Raw genomic sequence first — 17,537 nt, 5'->3', positions numbered from 1 at the left:
ATATTATGGGTTATCAGGCGATCATATTTTTATTGATTTTTATCGGCGTTATTCTGATCGTCGAAGGCCTGTACCTTATGGCGTTTGGCAAAAGCATCAGTAACGCCAAAACCCTGAACCGCCGTTTGGCGCTATTGGAACAAGGCAAAGACCAAGAAGAAGTTTTGCAAACTTTGCGCAAAGAACGTGACCAACATCGCCGTTCACTTTCACTTCCGATTGTGTCTATCTTGACCAAAAAAGCAGCCCAAGCGAATATTCAGTTTTCGCCACGCGCTCTATTCATCATCATGATTTTTGTTGCTATTTTCAGCTTTATAATGCTTTCGTTTTTCACCAGCGCCAGCCCAACAACATGTGGTATTGTTGCTGTGATTTTGGGCGTCGGTGGGGTGTATTATTGGTTAAACTCCAAAGCGAAAAAGCGTATTTCCGATTTTGAAGAACAGCTTCCTGATGCGGTAGATTTGGTTGTACGATCCCTTAAGGTTGGGCATCCGTTTTCCAGCGCGATTAACGTGGTGGCCGCAGAAATGCCCGATCCCATTGGCAGTGAGTTTGGAATTATTGCAGATGAATCCACTTACGGCATGGAAATTACAGAAGCGCTAAACGACATGGCGGAACGCATTGATTTGCAAGACGTGCGATTTTTTGCCGTCGCCGTTGGTATTCAGGCGCGTTCTGGTGGTAATTTGGCGGAAATTTTAGACGGGTTGTCGAAAATTATTCGTGCACGTTTCAAACTATTCCGCCGTGTGCGTGCGATTACCGCCGAAGCAAAATGGTCAGGTTGGTTTTTGTCCATCTTTCCATTTGGCGCATTGGTTGCGATCCAATTGATGAACCCGAATTATTATGATGCAATTAAAGAAAGCGTAATTTACGTGCCAGGTGCAATTTTTGTAATTGCCATGCTGGTGGTCAATATTTTTGTAATGCGCGCAATGGTTAATATTAAAGTATAGACAGGGTAGCGATTTGGAACTTATTCAAGAAATTTTCGCATTTATTGTGGACGCATTAGGGCCCAATGGGCCGCTAATCGTAATCGGTATGCTTGGCGTATTCCTCGTGATGATCGCCCTGCCTATGGCACTGAAACGCCAAGTGGATCCATTTGACAAACTAGAAGGGTCCACCGCATTTATCGCGACCAACAAACATGATCCGAAAAACAAAGCTAGTTTGCGTCAAAAACAATCTGGGCCCAATCTCGATCGTTTTGCGGCATACTTAGAACCACAAGACCAAAAGCAGTATAGTGCGCGACGCCTCAAGCTCATTCAAGCGGGTTATCGCACCAGTAGCGCCGTACGCACGTTTCATGCCGCGCAATTGCTTCTGTCGCTTGGCTCACTGGTTGCTGCCTCTTTGTATGTTTTTCTGTTTACCGAAGGAAGCACACCCATAAAAATGTCGCTAATGATTTTGGGGCCAGCGTTGGCTGGCTATTATCTGCCGCATTACTGGGTCGAACGTCGCCGTCAAACCCGCCAGACAGAATTGTTAGAAGCGTTTCCAGATGCGTTGGATTTGATGTTGATCTGTGTGGAATCTGGTCAAACCTTGGATCATACTATTCTACGTGTTTCACGCGAAATCGAAGACGGTTACCCGACTTTGGCCGAAGAACTCACAATCATTTCAAACGAAATGCGCGCGGGTAAAGATCGTTCAACCGTGCTGCGTGATTTTGCCAGCCGTAGCGACGTTGCCGATATCAAAGCATTTGTGACAGTGCTGATTCAATCGGCAACATTTGGTACCACCATTGGTGAAGCATTGCGTCTATTTTCATCTGAAATGCGTGATAAACGCGTAATGCGCGCCGAAGAAAAAGCAAACACATTGCCTACAAAAATGACACTGTGTACAATGCTGTTTATCTTGCCACCGCTTCTGGCGATTTTGATCGGTCCATCTATTTATGACATCTATCGTTTCTTGGTCTTGGGCCAAAGCCAATAAAATTGTAAAACCACTAGGTCTTGCTAGTATTATGATCCTGGCAGTCGCATGCGATCCCGCAAATAAACCTTTGAAATCTGTCAACGATGGCGTGAATGCCCCCGTCGGTTTTTCACGCGTTGAAGAAGCGGTTGATGGTTTAATCGTGGGGCATCGATTGATGGCAGGCGGTGAATATGAATTGGCGCTACGTGCATATAATCGTGCCGCAGTTGATCAAGGGTTTAGTGTTGATGTGCTCAGCGCACTTGGTTCTGCAAACCTACGGCTTGGCCGATTGGGACAGGCCAAACAATTTCTGGATCTTGCTGTTAAGAAAGACGCCGAATTTGTTCCTGCGTGGAATAATTTGGGTGTCGTTTTGTCAAATCAACAGCAATATGGCGAAGCAGAGCGTGTTTTCAGGCTGGCCTTTGCACTGGATAGTGGCAAATCGGACGAAATTCGCGCAAATCTTACACAGGCTATCGCAAATCTCGAAGAAAGTCGTTATTCTAGCGTTAATAATAACAATAACTTTGCGTTGGTTCGACGCGGCAACGGACGATACTTGCTGTTAAAATCATAACGCATACGGGCAGTTACAGGGAATTGGTCATGCGGAAATTTCTATTTTCGACTGTCGCAATCATCGCGTCGAGCACGCTATTGGTGGCTTGTGACAAGAATAGTAAATCAAAAGAAGAAAAAACTGTGGTCGGGGTTGTGGATGAAACCAACCTCAACGAAATTATGTTAACGATGGCTGATCCAAACGAGGCAGCCGCATATTTTCTGGATGCCTCGCTTAAAGATCCAAAACGTATTGATCTGAAACGCGGGTTGGCAAAATCTTTGGTACGAGCAAAACGCCACGAAGAAGCGGTGCTAATTTACGAAAAATTGGTCAAAGAAGATAAGTCCGTATCGCAAGATCGCATAGATTTTGCAGGGGCGTTGATCAGTAGTAATCAATGGACCCGCGCAGCGGAACAGCTTAATTTGGTGCCGCCAACTGTTGAAACGTTCCAGCGTTACCGGTTTGAGGCGATGATCGCCGATTCTCAGAAAAAATGGAAAAAGGCCGACAGTTTTTATGAAACGGCAGCTGGTTTAACCACGCAACCGTCGGGCATTTTAAATAACTGGGGTTATTCCAAATTTGTGCGCGGTGATTATAAGGCCGCGGAAAAATTGTACCTCGAAGCGATCACATACAATCCAAAACTATATACCGCGAAAAATAACCTTGTTATGGCACGTGCACAGCGTGGTGAATTTGCGCTGCCGATTGTGCAGATGACCGAGATTGAACGCGCCGAATTAACCTACACGGCTGGTTTAAGTGCAATAAAACAAGGGAAAACAGATCTTGGCCGTGGCATGATAGAAGAGGCGATAGATCTTCATCCGCGCCATTTTACAGCAGCGGTTGATACGCTTAAGGCATTGAACAAGAACGTCGTAAGATGAGCGAAGTTGGGCTTTGGTTTTTTCTGTGCTCCACCTTTCCAATCGTGATTTGGTGCGCGTGGAGTGATCTGAAAAACATGATTATTCCGAACAAAGCGAATATCGTATTATTTGCGATATTCGTAATTTTCGGTGCATTTTTCATGCCACTTCCCGAATTTGGCATCCGAATTTTACAAGCAATCGGTGTTTTGGTGTTGTTTTTTGTGCTGAACTCTATGGGATTGATTGGCGGGGGTGATGCAAAATTATTTGCGGCAATCGCACCTTATGTCGCCTATCGCGATGTCACCATATATCTGTTTTTATTGTCTTTTTTATCAATTAGCGCAGTCGTTTTACACCGCGTTATCGATAGAACAACATTGAAAAACACGGTGTTTAGCAATTGGAAATCATGGTCGGAGAAAATAAAATTTCCCTTTGGATTACCACTAGCGGGATCGTTGTCCGCATATCTAATCTATAGCGCAATGCAATAGGCACAGTGGGCATCTAATTGGACACCCCGATTGATAAGAATTTGATTTTGCCTCAAAAAACGCGCATTCTTGGCCGACAATGCACGCGATGCATGGATATATAACCGAATTTTCCCAAGGGTATTAAATATGGATTTTCGTAGTACACAGTTTGGCAAAGGTCGCACAAAAGAACCCGCCCCAGAAAAATCGATTGTTTCAACGCTGACAAAGCGAGACAAACCAAAAGCTGTGCCGCAAGATGCGCGCAAAATCATCCCGCCCAAAGCGCCGCGTAGCATCGCCGAAACGGGTTTGGGCACTGTATTTATGCGCGACCTTTTGATCAAAACGATTTTTCGGACCAATTTGGAAACCGTTTCTCAAATGTCCAAGGCACTCTGTGTTGGCGCATCAGTCTTGAACGAGTTGATTACCATTTGTCGCGATCAGAAATTGATAGAAACCTTGGGTAAAACTGGTGAAACGGAAAACTCTGAACTTCGCTATCAGTTAACGGAAAACGGTAAATCACGTGCTATCGAAGCATTCATGCAATCCGAATATTTTGGCGCGCTGCCCGTACCCATGGCAATGTTTGCCGAACAGGTTGAACGCCAATCGGTTTCACACCTGACCATCGAAAAAGAACGATTGGTCGATAAGTTCAAAGGCGTTGTGATTAGCGCATCATTGTTGGATCAAATTGGACCAGCGGTGAATTCTGGTAAATCCGTGCTGTTTTACGGCCCTCCTGGTAACGGCAAATCAACGCTCGCTGGGCGTATTCGTGACGCGATTGGTGAAAAAATCTATATTCCCCGCGTATTGGAATATCAGGGACAGGTTATTTCTCTTTATGATCCGATCGTGCATGAACAGGCCGTGGAAGAACACGAAGATGTTCATGCGCTGCGTGTGCGCGCCGATCGATTTGATGCACGTTATGTATTGTGCCGCCGCCCAGCGGTTTTGACAGGTGGTGAATTGCGCCTTGATATGCTGGATCTGATCTATAACCCCATTTCCAAAACGTACCAAGCGCCGTTACAGTTGAAATCAACAGGTGGCCTGTTCATCGTGGATGACCTTGGCCGACAAGTCGATCCACCACAGGCGATGATCAACCGTTGGATTACCCCAATGGAAGCAGGCGAAGACATTTTGGCGCTTAACTCTGGTGAAAAATTCCTCGTGCCGTTTGACACGCTGGTTATTTTTTCCACCAACTTTCACCCCAAAGAAATCTTTGACGGTGCGGCGTTGCGACGGATTAATTCTAAAATTTTGATTGATGCGCCTAATCGTGAACAATTGTTGCAAATCATGATGTTGGTGGCCAAAGCCAAAAATGTGAAATTGCCCGAAGAAGTTGCCATTCATCTGTTCACTGAAAAATATCCATCAGTGGATAACAAATACGCGGCCTATCAGCCAGGGTTCTTGATTGAACAGATGTTGACCATTTGCGCCTATGAGGGTCGCGAACCACAGTTAACACCAGAACTGTTGGATCGCGCATGGGAAAACTTGTTTGTGGCGGATTCGATTATCGAAAAATAACACTTTGTATGACTGCCAAAATTTTAAAATCCCTTGCAATAATACGTTGCAGGGGATTTTCTGTATTTATGGAACAGCATGAATTCAATTTTTCAGGACAACAAATGGTCGCGAACCAATCGGGTTCGTTGTGGTGGCCAAGTGAGAAGTTGTTATGCGTATCCAACATTCATTTGGCAAAATCCGATACGCAGAACAAAGCGTATAAAAACATGCTCCCCCCTTTTCATACCCAAGAAAGCCTTGCTCGGTTGGGTGACGAAATCAAACAAATTAACCCCGTTATTGTAATTTGCCTTGGAAATAGCTTTGACGAATTAAAATCCCTCGATTCATTGCACAGTGTTGATCACAAACGCTTGGCTGCGCTGACCGCTGGTCGGCGTTGGGTTTGGATAGACGGCGATTCAAATGCAGGGCCTGTGGATTTGGGTGGTAGTCATCACAATGAATTTCGCCACAAACACCTATCTTTTCGCAACCAAGCAACACATGCGGGCGTTTGTGAAATATCGGGGCACCACAATCCATCCAAAATTTTGAATGAAAATGGGATCTCAACAATTCATCGATGTTTTGCAGTTGATGACAACCGGATAATTTTACCCGCGTTTTCGCAGGGTGACGAACGCGACGGCACCAAAAACACAACCTTAGATATGTTAATGGGCGACAACGCTATCGCAATTACGTTAGGGCGCGAAATAAAACCAGTATTGATGAAATAAACTGGCGTCCGACGCCTTGTAAGTTTGTAACAAAATCTTATGTCTTGGGTAACGCGGGGGGTGGAACCTTGCGTTAGGGCTGGTCGCGAGTAGTTTAATGAGTATCAGTTCAAGTGGTAATTCTGGCGCCAGCCCATCATTTTCATAAACATTTTTCTGTCCATTCTGTCGCTTCAAATGTCTTATTTAGGCTTGTGAATTATCGCGATCGTGCCAATCTGTCCGCGGGAGGCATGCCAATGCGATATTCGGCGCTGAGTATTATCAAAAACGGTTTAACCGGCAACAAGGGCTGGAAACCTGTTTGGCGTGAACCTGATCCAAAACCAAAATACGATATAGTCATTGTTGGCGGCGGTGGGCATGGTTTGGCAACAGCGCATTATTTGGCGAAAAAATATGGTGTTACCAATGTGGCCGTGTTGGAAAAAGGGTGGCTTGGTTCCGGCAACATTGGGCGTAACACAACAATTGTGCGATCCAATTATTTGCTGGATGGAAATCAGCCGTTTTACGAACATTCGATGAAATTATGGGAAGGGTTGGAAACCGATCTGAACTATAACGTGATGATGTCACAGCGAGGTATTTTGAACCTTGCGCATTCGGATGCGCAGCGTGATGCATTTGCACGCCGTGGCAATGCGATGTTGATGTCGGGTGCGGATGCAGAATTGCTTGATGCGGACGCCGTGCGCAACATGGTGCCATTTTTGAACTTTGATAATGCACGTTTCCCCATCCAAGGCGGATTATTACAACGCCGCGCTGGAACCGCGCGCCACGATGCGGTGGCATGGGGATATGCCCGCAGCGCAGATAGCCATGGTGTGGACATCATCCAAAATTGCGAAGTGACTGGTTTTACCATCAAGGATGGTAAATGTAGCGGTGTCGAAACCAGCCGTGGCACCATCAGCGCAAACAAGGTTGCCGTTTGCGTTGCAGGATCATCCAGCGTGGTGATGGCACGGGCTGGCATGCGCCTCCCGATCGAAAGCCATGTGTTGCAAGCCTTTGTAACCGAGGGGTTAAAACCAACCATACCCGGCGTTGTCACGTTTGGCGCGGGGCATCTGTATATCAGCCAATCAGACAAAGGCGGCTTGGTGTTTGGCGGTGATATCGATGGATACAACAGTTACGCACAGCGTGGAAATATGCCCGTTATCGAACATGTAGCCGAAGATATGATGGCCTTGATGCCATTCTTGGGGCGTGCGCGATTGTTGCGTATGTGGGGCGGCGTTATGGATATGTCGATGGATGGGTCACCCATCATTGATAAAACGCCAATCGACGGGCTCTATTTTAACGGCGGTTGGTGTTACGGCGGGTTCAAAGCAACGCCAGCATCGGGTGATGCCTATGCACATTTACTGGCCACTGATCGCCCGCACGAAACCGCAACACAATATCGGCTGGATCGTTTCGCACAAGGTGCGATGATCGATGAAAAAGGCGCAGGTTCGCAACCAAACTTGCATTAACAGGTACGAGATATGATCATTAATCACCCCCTCCTTGGCCCTCGCGATGCATCTGAATTTGTGCATTTGGGTGATGCCACCCTTTTGTCACGCCCAGATTGGCAAGCGGTCGATGCCATCGCACAGTTTCACGAATATCTGTATCAGCGCGACAATCCTGCGGGAGAATATCGCGAGCTTTGGTATCATGAACAAGGTGATCGCAGCTGGCTAATCGTGACCCGCAACACCATCACACATGAAATAAGCGCCGTTGAATTGGCACGTGATGTTGCCCGACAGGAGCAACTATCATGACACAGGTAAACCGATTGAAAGGTGGCAAAATAAACCGCGGCGTTTCGTGTTCCTTTACGTTCAATGGTAAAAAACTGCACGGATATCAGGGCGACACACTCGCATCCGCATTGCTGGCAAACGGTATCAAATTTGTCGGACGTTCTTTCAAATACCATCGCCCACGCGGGATATTTACCGCAGGGTCAGAGGAACCAAATGCACTGGTGCAACTGCGCCAAGGTTCGGCGAATGAACCAAACACTCGCGCCACCATGGCCGAGCTTTACAACGGACTATCCGCCAACAGCCAGAACCACCGCGGTTCATTGAAATTTGATCTCATGGCCACGGCTGATCTGCTATCACCATTTTTGGGCGCTGGATTTTATTATAAAACCTTCATGTGGCCACGAACATTTTGGGAAAAATTATACGAACCCGTGATCCGCGCAAGTGCTGGTTTGGGCAAGCTCTCTGGCATCGAAGATCCCGATATTTATGACAAGGGTTTCTTGCATTGTGATCTGTTAGTCATCGGCGCTGGCCCCTCTGGTTTAACCGCTGCCTTAACCGCCGCTCGCGCGGGTGCGCAAGTCATTATCGCGGATGAAGATTTTTTATTGGGCGGTCGCCTGAACAGCGAACAACACGAAATCGACGGGGTTCACGCCGATCAATGGGTATCCCAAACGGTTGCAGCGTTGCGTGGTTTTGACAATGTGCGTGTGATGTCGCGCACCACTGTTCTGGGCGCATTCGATCACGGTATTTACAGCGCATTGGAACGTAAAACGGATCATCTGATAAACAGCGATGGCAAACCGCGCCAAGTACTATGGCGTATCTATTCCAAAGGCGCAATTTTGGCAAGTGGCGCCACCGAACGGTCAATCGCATTTCCCAACAATGATCGCCCTGGCATAATGCTTGCAGGTGCGGTGCGCAGCTATGCCAACCGGCACGGCGTTGCCGCGGGAAATCAGATCTCCATTTTCACCAACAACCATTCTGGCTGGCAGGTGGTACAAGATTTGGTTGATCAAGGTGCAAATGTCGCGGCCATCGTCGATACCCGCGACATTCCCGCACCCGCAACATTTTCAGGCGTCGCGATTCTAATGGGAACGCAGGTTGTAAACACCACTGGGCGCAGGGCATTGCGTTCCATCACCCTATCAAACGGACAAATCATTCAATCCGATTGCTTGGCCGTGTCTGGCGGTTGGTCGCCCAATGTTCACCTGACCTGCCATCAACGCGGACGCCCCGAATGGCGGGATGATATCGCGGCGTTCGTTCCATCCAAACCCTTGCCTGTTGGCATGTCGGTTGTGGGGGCAGCGAATGGTGATCTGACACTTGGCGCTGCAATTAAATCTGCGCATCAAACAGCAAATGTTGTTGTGAAATCTCTTGGATACAAACCATCGCGCAAACAGCCGCCACATGCTGATGACGAACCCTTTGCAATCAGTCCATATTGGCATGTCGCACATGAAAAACACCGCGCTTGGGTCGATTTGCAAAACGATGTCACCACCAAGGATATCAAACAATCCCAAGCCGAAGGTTTTGGTTCTGTTGAACACCTAAAACGCTACACCACCCTTGGCATGGCCACCGATCAAGGGAAAACATCCAATGTATTGGGCTTGGCCGTGATGGCCGAAGCAACGGGGAAATCAATCCTCGAAACAGGCACAACCATATTTCGTCCCCCATATTCCCCCGTCGCCATGGGGGCACTTGGTGGGCGCGCACGGGACAAAAACTATGCACCAACGCGCAAAACACCCAGCCATCAATGGGCAATCGAGCAAAACGCTGTATTTGTTGAAACAGGCAACTGGCTGCGGGCGCAATGGTATCCAAAACAAGGCGAAACCACATGGCGCGAATCTGTCGATCGCGAGGTTTTGGCAACACGTAAATCCGTTGGTATTTGCGATGTCACGACGCTTGGAAAAATTGATATCCAAGGAATCGATGCCGCCGCATTCCTCAACTTCGTCTATGCCAATCCGTTTCTCAAGGTGCCCGTTGGCAAGGTGCGGTATGGCCTCATGCTGCGCGAAGACGGAATTTGTTATGACGATGGAACCACCGCAAGGTTGGGCGAAAATCATTTCGTGATGACCACAACAACCGCGAATGCAGTTCTGGTGTATCGCCGATTGGAATTTGCCCGCCAATGCTTGTGCCCTGACATGGATGTCCATTTGATTTCGACAACCGATGCATGGGCACAATATGCCATCGCAGGCCCAAATTCGCGTGCCTTGCTCACAAAAATAGTCGACGATCAAGACCTATCAAACGATGCATTCCCATTCATGGCTTGCGCCGATGTAACCATATGTGGCGGCACCCCTGCCCGCTTGTTTCGCATCTCGTTTTCGGGAGAACTCGCGTATGAATTGGCTGTTCCCGCACGATACGGCGATGCACTGATCCGCGCGTTGATGACCGCAGGGCAGGAATTCGATGTCACCCCATATGGTACCGAAGCACTCAGCGTTATGCGCATTGAAAAAGGCCATGTCGTTGGAAATGAAATCAACGGAACCACAACGGCATTGAACCTTGGCATGGGTGGCATGGTTTCTCAGAAAAAAGACAGTATCGGTGCAACGCTATCCCAACGCAACGCAATGATCAGCGGGGACATCGTGCGGTTGGTCGGATTGAAACCCGTGGACAAATCTCAATCGCTTCACGCAGGTGCTCATTTCGTCGAAATGGGTGCGGAACCGTCCACACAAAACGATCTGGGTTGGATGACATCTGTTGCCTATTCGCCAACCTTCGGCCATTCGATCGGGTTGGGATTTGTGAAAAATGGCGATGCGCGTCACGGTGAAACCATTCGCGCATGGGATGGCATTCGCAGCCAAGATATCCCAGTGAAAATCGTATCACCCCATATGTATGATCCAGAAGGAACGATCCAACGTGGCTAAACCAACCCTAAAATCACGATCTCGGCTCGCCAGATATGCGACAGAAATAAATGGAATTTCGCTTCGTGAAATCACAGATATATCGATCACATCAATTGCGAGACCGTCCCATAACACCGATGATTTTACGAAAACATTCGCCGCGGTGTTTGGAAACGACGCGCCACTCGCGCCAAATACGCTAATGTCTAAAACGAACGATTGCCGTGTCATTCAAACCCAACGCGATCAATGGTTCATCATCGGCGATGCTAATGGTATCCGCACGAAATTTGATTATACAACGGATCAAACTGACGGATGGGTCACTCTCGAAATCTCTGGCGAAAACACAATTTCAGCGTTGGAACGTATCTGCCCGATCAACCTGCACCCCGATCAATTTCAAATTGGTCATGCGGCGCGCACTGCTATGGAACATATGGGGTGCATCATCTTACGCACAGACACTCAAACCTTTCACTTATTCAGCGCAAGCTCATCTGCAGAGAGCTTCCTACACGCGGTCGAAACATCGATCAAAAACGTAACTTAGACTCTCCAAATATTTCAAATATCCGCGCCGCAGGCATATACCTAGGCCGTTAGGCCCTCTGGCTCTTCCAAGCCATTCGCACGACAACAAGCAGTTAGCGTATTGGCCAACAAGCAGGCAATCGTCATTGGTCCAACGCCACCGGGAACTGGCGTGATCGCACCGGCTTTTTCCTTAGCAGATTCAAAATGCACATCACCTACCAACTTGGTTTTTCCTTCGACGGTTGGATGCGCAATGCGATTAATACCAACGTCAATAACTGTTGCGCTTTTTCCGATCCAATCACCCGTGATCATTTCGGGGCGTCCAACAGCCGCGATGACAATATCCGCGCTGGCACAAAGCGTTTCTATATTTTTGGTGCGGCTATGCGCAATGGTGACTGTACAACTGTCACGCAACAACAAATTTGCCATCGGTTTACCCACGATGTTGGATCGCCCAACAACAACAGCGTTCAGCCCGGACAGGCTCCCGTGGTGATCACGCAGCATCATCAAACATCCCAGCGGTGTACACGGTACCATTGATTTTTGCCCTGTTCCCAACAAACCAACATTGGATATATGAAATCCGTCCACATCTTTTGATGGAATGATTGAATTGATCACTAGCTCTTCGTTCAAATGGTTTGGCAGTGGAAGTTGGCAAAGGATACCATGCACCAACGGATCATTATTTAACTGGTCAATCAGCGCCAATAAATCTGACTCGGATGTGTCCGCAGGGAGTTTATGCTCAAAACTATTCATACCCACCTCAAGTGTGGATTTATGTTTGTTGCGTACATAAACCTCTGATGCGGGATCTTCGCCAACCAAAACCACGGCTAGCCCTGGAACGATATGGTTTTCTTCTTTTAGGCGCGCTACATGCGTTGCCACTTTGGTGCGCACACCCGCTGCAAATTCTTTACCATCAATAATTTTCGCAGTCATGTGCACACCTTTCAATAAACGACCCGCGCCCATTTGGACGCGGTGTCGTCAAACGTTGTTGTTTAGAATAATCCGTCAATCACACCGTCATCATTGATACAGATTGCTTCGGCTGACGGAACCCTTGGCAACCCTGGCATGGTCATGATTTCCCCGCAAATAACAACGATAAATCCAGCGCCCGCTGACAGACGCACTTCGCGCACAGGAACAGAATGACCCACCGGTGCACCGCGCAGGTTTGGATCTGTGCTGAAACTATATTGGGTTTTCGCCATACAAACAGGCAAATTGCCATAACCCTGATCTTCCCATTGTTTTAGCTGATCGCGAATTTTTTTATCGGCCAAAACTTCGTCCGCGCGATAAATACGTTTGGCAATCGTTTCGACTTTTTCAAACAATGGCATATCATCAGGATAAATTGGCGCAAAGCTTGCCATATCCGCATCGGCGATTTCCGCCACGCGTGTTGCCAAATCCTTAGAACCAGTCGAACCAAATTCCCAATGTTTAGACAAAATCGCCTCGGAACCTTGGCTTGCGACGAAATCTTTCACTGCTTGCACCTCGGCATCCGTATCCGTGACAAAATGATTGATTGCCACAACAACAGGAACGCCAAATGATTTCAGGTTTTCAATATGGCGGCCAAGGTTGGGGCAACCACTTTTCACCGCATCAACATTTTCATCGCCCAGATCCGCCTTGGCAACGCCACCGTTCATTTTCATCGCCCGCACGGTTGCAACCAAAACAACCACGCTTGGCGCGATGCCTGCCTTGCGACATTTAATGTTCATGAATTTCTCGGCGCCAAGATCGGCGCCAAATCCAGCCTCCGTTACGACGTAATCCGCCAATTTCAGCGCAGTCGTTGTCGCCACAACAGAGTTACAACCATGCGCAATATTCGCAAACGGACCCCCATGCACGAATGCAGGATTGTTTTCCAAGGTTTGCACGATATTTGGCTGCATCGCTTGTTGCAACAATACTGTCATCGCGCCGTCGGCCTTGATATCGCGGCAATACACAGGGGTGCGATCACGACGATAGGCAACAATAATATCGCCTAGTCGTTGTTGCAGATCGTCAATATCCAGTGCCAAACACAAAATCGCCATGACCTCGGACGCCACCGTAATATCGAAACCTGCTTGACGTGGGAAACCGTTTGATACACCACCAAGGCTGGTCACAACATCGCGCAATGCACGATCGTTCATATCCAAAACGCGGCGCCAAACCACACGGCGTTGGTCGATTTCCAGCTCATTACCCCAATAAATGTGATTGTCGATCATCGCCGACAAAAGGTTATGCGCCGATGTAATCGCGTGAAAATCGCCTGTGAAATGAAGGTTCATTTCCTCCATTGGCACAACTTGAGCATAGCCACCACCAGCGGCACCACCCTTCATTCCGAAACACGGACCAAGGGATGCCTCGCGAATACAAATCGCTGCCTTTTTACCAATGGCGTTCAGACCATCACCCAATCCCACAGTGGTTGTTGTTTTACCTTCACCAGCGGGTGTTGGGTTGATCGCAGTGACCAAAATCAGTTTGCCGTTTTCTTTGTCACGCTGCGCGGCGATAAATTCCGCGCTGACCTTTGCTTTGTCATGGCCAAAGGGTAAAAGATCATCACTGGGGATACCCAGTTTCGCGCCAATTTCTTGAATCGGTTTCTTGTTCGCCTCGCGTGCGATTTCGATGTCGGTCTTATAGGCCATATTCAAGCTCTCCCAGAGAAATGTGATAACTATCTATGGCGCGATTTGTAACCCATGGCGCAGATAAAAACCGACACAAAACGTATCTGAATCGGCTTTGTGTAGTTTTTCCGTTTCATATCAGAAATCTTGTTCCCCAAAAGAAAAGACCCGCCAATGGCGGGTCCTCTTTTTATGCGGTTGGTTCAGGTTCCAATCCCGCGTCAGGCTTGCGCGGTTTTTTCTTGGTCTTTGGAATCGCGGCAACGCTTGGTTTTGCATCACCGGATGGTTTGTCATCGTCATCATCTTTGCCGATTTTCTTGCCATCAATGACCTTTTGAATTTCTTCGCCAGTCAATGTTTCGTATTCCAACAAACCTTGTGCTAAACGCTCAAACTCTTTGCTTTTCTTTTTCAAAATGCTGGCCGCGGTTTGATAACCGTCATCGATTAGGCGTTTCACCTCATCTTCGATCAACTCTTTGGTTTTGGCAGAGATTGAAAAACCACCAACGTTGCCACCTGTGTAGCCTTCGTGGGCTGCTTGGTAATCGATATCACCCACCTTATCAGACATACCCCAACGCATCACCATGGAACGCGCCATCGCGGATGCTTGCTGGATATCGCCACTGGGGCCACTGGTAACCTGATCTTCGCCGTATTTCATGATTTCGGCGGCTTTGCCCGCCATCACCATCGCAAGATACTGCTCGCAACCAATACGACTGTATTGAAGTTTGTCCATCTCTGGCAGCGAGATCACCATGCCTAGCGCTTGGCCGCGCGGAATGATCGTGGCCTTGTAAACAGGATCGCATTCGTCCAGCGACATGCCAACCAATGCGTGCCCTGCCTCGTGGTAAGCGGTTTTTTCTTTTTGCTTTTCTGTCAGAACCATTGAACGACGTTCTGATCCCATCATCACCTTGTCTTTGGCGAATTCGAAATCTTCCATCGTGACGAACCGTTTGCCAGTGCGCGCAGCGGTCAATGCGGCCTCGTTCACAAGGTTGGCAAGGTCCGCACCAGAAAACCCAGGTGTACCACGGGCAATGATGCGCAAATCCACATCCGGGCCAAGTGGCGTTTTGCGTGCGTGCACTTCTAGAATCTTTTCGCGGCCTTTGATGTCTGGGTTTGGCACCTGAATTTGACGATCAAAACGACCAGGGCGTTTCAGTGCAGGGTCCAAAACATCTGGGCGGTTGGTTGCGGCCAACAGGATCACACCTTCGTTCGCCTCGAACCCGTCCATTTCAACCAGCAATTGGTTCAATGTTTGCTCGCGCTCATCGTTACCACCGCCGTAACCCGCGCCACGATGGCGACCAACAGCGTCGATTTCGTCGATAAATACGATACAAGGTGCATTCTTTTTGGCCTGCTCAAACATGTCGCGTACACGTGATGCGCCAACGCCAACGAACATTTCAACAAAGTCAGAACCAGAGATAGAGAAAAACGGAACACCCGCCTCGCCCGCGATTGCGCGTGCAAGCAAGGTTTTACCAGTACCAGGAGGGCCGATTAACAATGCCCCTTTTGGGATTTGACCACCAAGGCGCGAGAATTTTTGTGGATCACGCAAAAATTCAACGATTTCTTCTAGCTCTTCTTTGGCCTCGTCGATCCCAGCAACATCATCAAATGTTTTGCGATCTTCGTTTTGGTTCAGCATTTTCGCCTTGGATTTACCAAAGCTCATTGCGCCACCTTTGCCGCCACCTTGCATGCGGTTCATGAAATAAATCCACACACCGATTAACAACAAGATCGGCAAGAAATATTTGGCAAAGAATTCAAATGCTGTTTCGCCCTGCGGTTCTGCGGTTACTTCGACATCAGCATCAAGCAGATTTTTGATCAACTCGCCTTCGTCATATGGCACAACCGCACGGTATTTTTTGCCTGCTGAATCTTCGATCACGACATTTTCGCCGTTTAGCTGTGCGGTTTTCACTTCGCCTGCTTCGACTTTTTCCATCAATTCCGAATAAACCAAACGATCAGACGGCGTGCTCGCAGCGCCGTTAAAGATGTTGAACATCGCCATCAAAAGGAAAAAGCCAACGATATAAAATATCAAGTTTCTGCTGTTGCCCAAGGTAATTCTCCTAAATCCTGTCGCGGGGGTACGACAGATTCTATTTTGCCTATTAAACTTAAGGTTATTTACAAAAGATTCAATGCGTCAGGATGGACGTCAAGAACTCGTGATAACCCCACGTCAAACGACAGGTGTAGCCATTGCACATACCCGCAATTGGCGCCGCTATCAATTCCTCTTTTCGCCAAATGGCAGGGGTGGCCATCAAGGCGTATCGAGATAACCCAAGATCGCGCCAATCCGCAATTTGTGAAATCCCATTTTCACCAACTGGGGCAACTACGACGTCGCCGATTTGATCCACAGCGTTAATTTCCCACGCATTATCAAACAGCTCTTTAATGCCATGTTGCGATGGCATTGCATTGGGTTCGCGCGATATTTCAACTCTATCATCGGACGCTTGACGGATCAAACACCCATGCAATGCGGTTGATTCTCCCAACAATACCTGCGCATCGACCAGTTCCAGTGCATGTAATCGCGGTGGGTAAATATTGCCTGAAATGCGTTTCAAACAATGCGCGATCAGGCGAAACCGCATTTCAGGTTCAGCAACGCAAAGTTTTTCTTTGTGAATTAAAATTGATCCTGCGTCCGTGACTTCGCAGATATCTTGGGCATGGTTTGCCAGTGCATTTTCCAAAAAATGACGGGCGCGTTTCATATTTTCAGCGGTTGTGATCATTCCATGCGTGGAAAATCCAGCCTCGGTGATGTCGTGCAAAATGCGGCGCAGTTTCACCCGATCAAATCGCGTTTCTTGGTTGCTTGGGTCGTCGATCCAGTCTTGGTTCTTGGATGTAAGATAGGCGCGTAATTCTTGTCGTTCATAATCAAGCAATGGGCGCAGCCAAACAAATCCATCACCGTTCTCAATTGGATAAATGCCGCTGATCCCATCCACACCCGAACCACGCAACATTCGCATCAAAATCGTTTCCGCCTGATCATCCTTGGTATGACCTATCGCGACGGATCCAAGCTCATTTTGCTTGGCCCAATCAGACAACAACGTCTTGCGCGCATTTCGCGCCGCCTCCTGCAAATTTCCACGTTGATCCCAACCAGGCCACACCAGCGTTTCATGCGGAATGCCAAGTTTTGCACAGACATTTGCGACAAATCTTGCTTCGATTGCCGCGTCAGCGCGCAGATTGTGATTGACTGTGGCAACATGCAACGCACGCCCGTTTTTCGCGCACCAATTGGCAAGCAGCAACAACATTGCAATTGAATCACTCCCCCCAGAAACAGCAGCCCCAACAGGCCCATCCGATAGCAAGGTTAAGCGTTGCTCAAATTGTGTTAAATTAAACTTTGATT

At 48.1% G+C, this 17,537-nt stretch carries 15 protein-coding genes; 11 read left to right on the top strand and 4 right to left on the bottom strand.

The genetic code is table 11. The annotated features are described in order from the left end of the window. Positions 1–5: 5 nt before the first annotated feature. The 11 genes from IE094_RS07530 (at position 6) to IE094_RS15545 (ending at position 11,439) form a co-directional block, all read left to right on the top strand. On the top strand, positions 6–968 hold the full coding sequence (locus IE094_RS07530) for a type II secretion system F family protein (RefSeq protein WP_189639965.1): 963 nt from the start codon (positions 6–8) through the stop codon (positions 966–968). A 13-nt stretch (positions 969–981) separates the two neighbouring features. Continuing rightward, positions 982–1,971 (top strand): type II secretion system F family protein, encoded by a 990-nt coding sequence (locus IE094_RS07525; RefSeq protein ID WP_189639964.1) that lies wholly within the window; start codon positions 982–984, stop codon positions 1,969–1,971. 31 nt (positions 1,972–2,002) lie between these two features. Next, the gene (locus IE094_RS07520; protein ID WP_189639963.1) at positions 2,003–2,539 is read left to right on the top strand and encodes a tetratricopeptide repeat protein; all 537 of its coding nucleotides are present in this window, start codon (positions 2,003–2,005) and stop codon (positions 2,537–2,539) included. A 29-nt stretch (positions 2,540–2,568) separates the two neighbouring features. Next, the gene (locus tag IE094_RS07515; RefSeq protein WP_189639962.1) at positions 2,569–3,423 is read left to right on the top strand and encodes a tetratricopeptide repeat protein; all 855 of its coding nucleotides are present in this window, start codon (positions 2,569–2,571) and stop codon (positions 3,421–3,423) included. Further along, on the top strand, positions 3,420–3,905 hold the full coding sequence (locus tag IE094_RS07510; RefSeq protein ID WP_189639961.1) for an A24 family peptidase: 486 nt from the start codon (positions 3,420–3,422) through the stop codon (positions 3,903–3,905). The genes IE094_RS07515 and IE094_RS07510 overlap by 4 nt, the downstream gene beginning before the upstream one ends. Before the next feature lie 231 nt (positions 3,906–4,136). After that, positions 4,137–5,447 carry a DUF8689 domain-containing protein gene (locus tag IE094_RS07505; RefSeq protein WP_189640248.1) on the top strand — a complete coding sequence of 437 codons (1,311 nt, stop codon included), beginning with the start codon at positions 4,137–4,139 and terminating at the stop codon, positions 5,445–5,447. A 68-nt stretch (positions 5,448–5,515) separates the two neighbouring features. Continuing rightward, positions 5,516–6,175, top strand: a complete 660-nt coding sequence (locus IE094_RS07500; RefSeq protein ID WP_189639960.1) for a metallophosphoesterase family protein — start codon at positions 5,516–5,518, stop codon at positions 6,173–6,175. 239 nt (positions 6,176–6,414) lie between these two features. Then, positions 6,415–7,665, top strand: coding sequence for a sarcosine oxidase subunit beta family protein (locus IE094_RS07495; protein WP_189639959.1), 1,251 nt, complete (start codon positions 6,415–6,417; stop codon positions 7,663–7,665). 12 nt (positions 7,666–7,677) lie between these two features. Beyond that, positions 7,678–7,962 (top strand): sarcosine oxidase subunit delta, encoded by a 285-nt coding sequence (locus tag IE094_RS07490; RefSeq protein WP_189639958.1) that lies wholly within the window; start codon positions 7,678–7,680, stop codon positions 7,960–7,962. Continuing rightward, positions 7,959–10,904, top strand: coding sequence for a sarcosine oxidase subunit alpha family protein (locus tag IE094_RS07485; protein WP_189639957.1), 2,946 nt, complete (start codon positions 7,959–7,961; stop codon positions 10,902–10,904). The genes IE094_RS07490 and IE094_RS07485 overlap by 4 nt, the downstream gene beginning before the upstream one ends. A 184-nt stretch (positions 10,905–11,088) precedes the next feature. Then, complete coding sequence (locus IE094_RS15545; RefSeq protein ID WP_229802146.1) at positions 11,089–11,439, top strand: sarcosine oxidase subunit gamma; 351 nt, start codon at positions 11,089–11,091, stop codon at positions 11,437–11,439. A gap of 41 nt (positions 11,440–11,480) precedes the next feature. Here the strand turns inward: IE094_RS15545 and folD are convergent, their stop codons facing one another. The 4 genes from folD to tilS form a co-directional block, all read right to left on the bottom strand. Next, positions 11,481–12,380 (bottom strand): bifunctional methylenetetrahydrofolate dehydrogenase/methenyltetrahydrofolate cyclohydrolase FolD, encoded by a 900-nt coding sequence (gene folD / locus IE094_RS07475; RefSeq protein WP_189639955.1) that lies wholly within the window; start codon positions 12,378–12,380, stop codon positions 11,481–11,483. Positions 12,381–12,442: 62 nt separating this feature from the next. Then, the gene (locus IE094_RS07470; protein ID WP_189639954.1) at positions 12,443–14,119 is read right to left on the bottom strand and encodes a formate--tetrahydrofolate ligase; all 1,677 of its coding nucleotides are present in this window, start codon (positions 14,117–14,119) and stop codon (positions 12,443–12,445) included. 172 nt (positions 14,120–14,291) lie between these two features. Next, on the bottom strand, positions 14,292–16,208 hold the full coding sequence (ftsH, locus tag IE094_RS07465) for an ATP-dependent zinc metalloprotease FtsH (RefSeq protein WP_189639953.1): 1,917 nt from the start codon (positions 16,206–16,208) through the stop codon (positions 14,292–14,294). Between the two features lie 79 nt (positions 16,209–16,287). Further along, positions 16,288–17,496, bottom strand: coding sequence for a tRNA lysidine(34) synthetase TilS (gene tilS, locus IE094_RS07460; protein WP_268247220.1), 1,209 nt, complete (start codon positions 17,494–17,496; stop codon positions 16,288–16,290). Between the last annotated feature and the right edge of the window lie 41 nt (positions 17,497–17,537).

Source organism: Paramylibacter ulvae, from assembly GCF_014652655.1.
GTDB classification, from domain to species: domain Bacteria; phylum Pseudomonadota; class Alphaproteobacteria; order Rhodobacterales; family Rhodobacteraceae; genus Amylibacter; species Amylibacter ulvae.
The sequence above is the reverse complement of the archived record's forward strand: the minus strand, read 5'-3'. Positions and strand labels throughout refer to the sequence as shown.

Bases quoted from the DNA above. Each gene is read 5' to 3' on its own strand.
- IE094_RS07530 (WP_189639965.1), top strand. From the start codon at position 6: ATGGGTTATCAGGCGATCATATTTTTATTGATTTTTATCGGCGTTATT.
- IE094_RS07520 (WP_189639963.1), top strand. From the start codon at position 2,003: ATGATCCTGGCAGTCGCATGCGATCCCGCAAATAAACCTTTGAAATCT.
- IE094_RS07515 (WP_189639962.1), top strand. From the start codon at position 2,569: ATGCGGAAATTTCTATTTTCGACTGTCGCAATCATCGCGTCGAGCACG.
- IE094_RS07510 (WP_189639961.1), top strand. From the start codon at position 3,420: ATGAGCGAAGTTGGGCTTTGGTTTTTTCTGTGCTCCACCTTTCCAATC.
- IE094_RS07500 (WP_189639960.1), top strand. From the start codon at position 5,516: ATGGAACAGCATGAATTCAATTTTTCAGGACAACAAATGGTCGCGAAC.
- IE094_RS07495 (WP_189639959.1), top strand. From the start codon at position 6,415: ATGCGATATTCGGCGCTGAGTATTATCAAAAACGGTTTAACCGGCAAC.
- IE094_RS07490 (WP_189639958.1), top strand. From the start codon at position 7,678: ATGATCATTAATCACCCCCTCCTTGGCCCTCGCGATGCATCTGAATTT.
- IE094_RS07485 (WP_189639957.1), top strand. From the start codon at position 7,959: ATGACACAGGTAAACCGATTGAAAGGTGGCAAAATAAACCGCGGCGTT.
- IE094_RS15545 (WP_229802146.1), top strand. From the start codon at position 11,089: ATGTCTAAAACGAACGATTGCCGTGTCATTCAAACCCAACGCGATCAA.
- folD (WP_189639955.1), bottom strand. From the start codon at position 12,380: ATGACTGCGAAAATTATTGATGGTAAAGAATTTGCAGCGGGTGTGCGC.
- IE094_RS07470 (WP_189639954.1), bottom strand. From the start codon at position 14,119: ATGGCCTATAAGACCGACATCGAAATCGCACGCGAGGCGAACAAGAAA.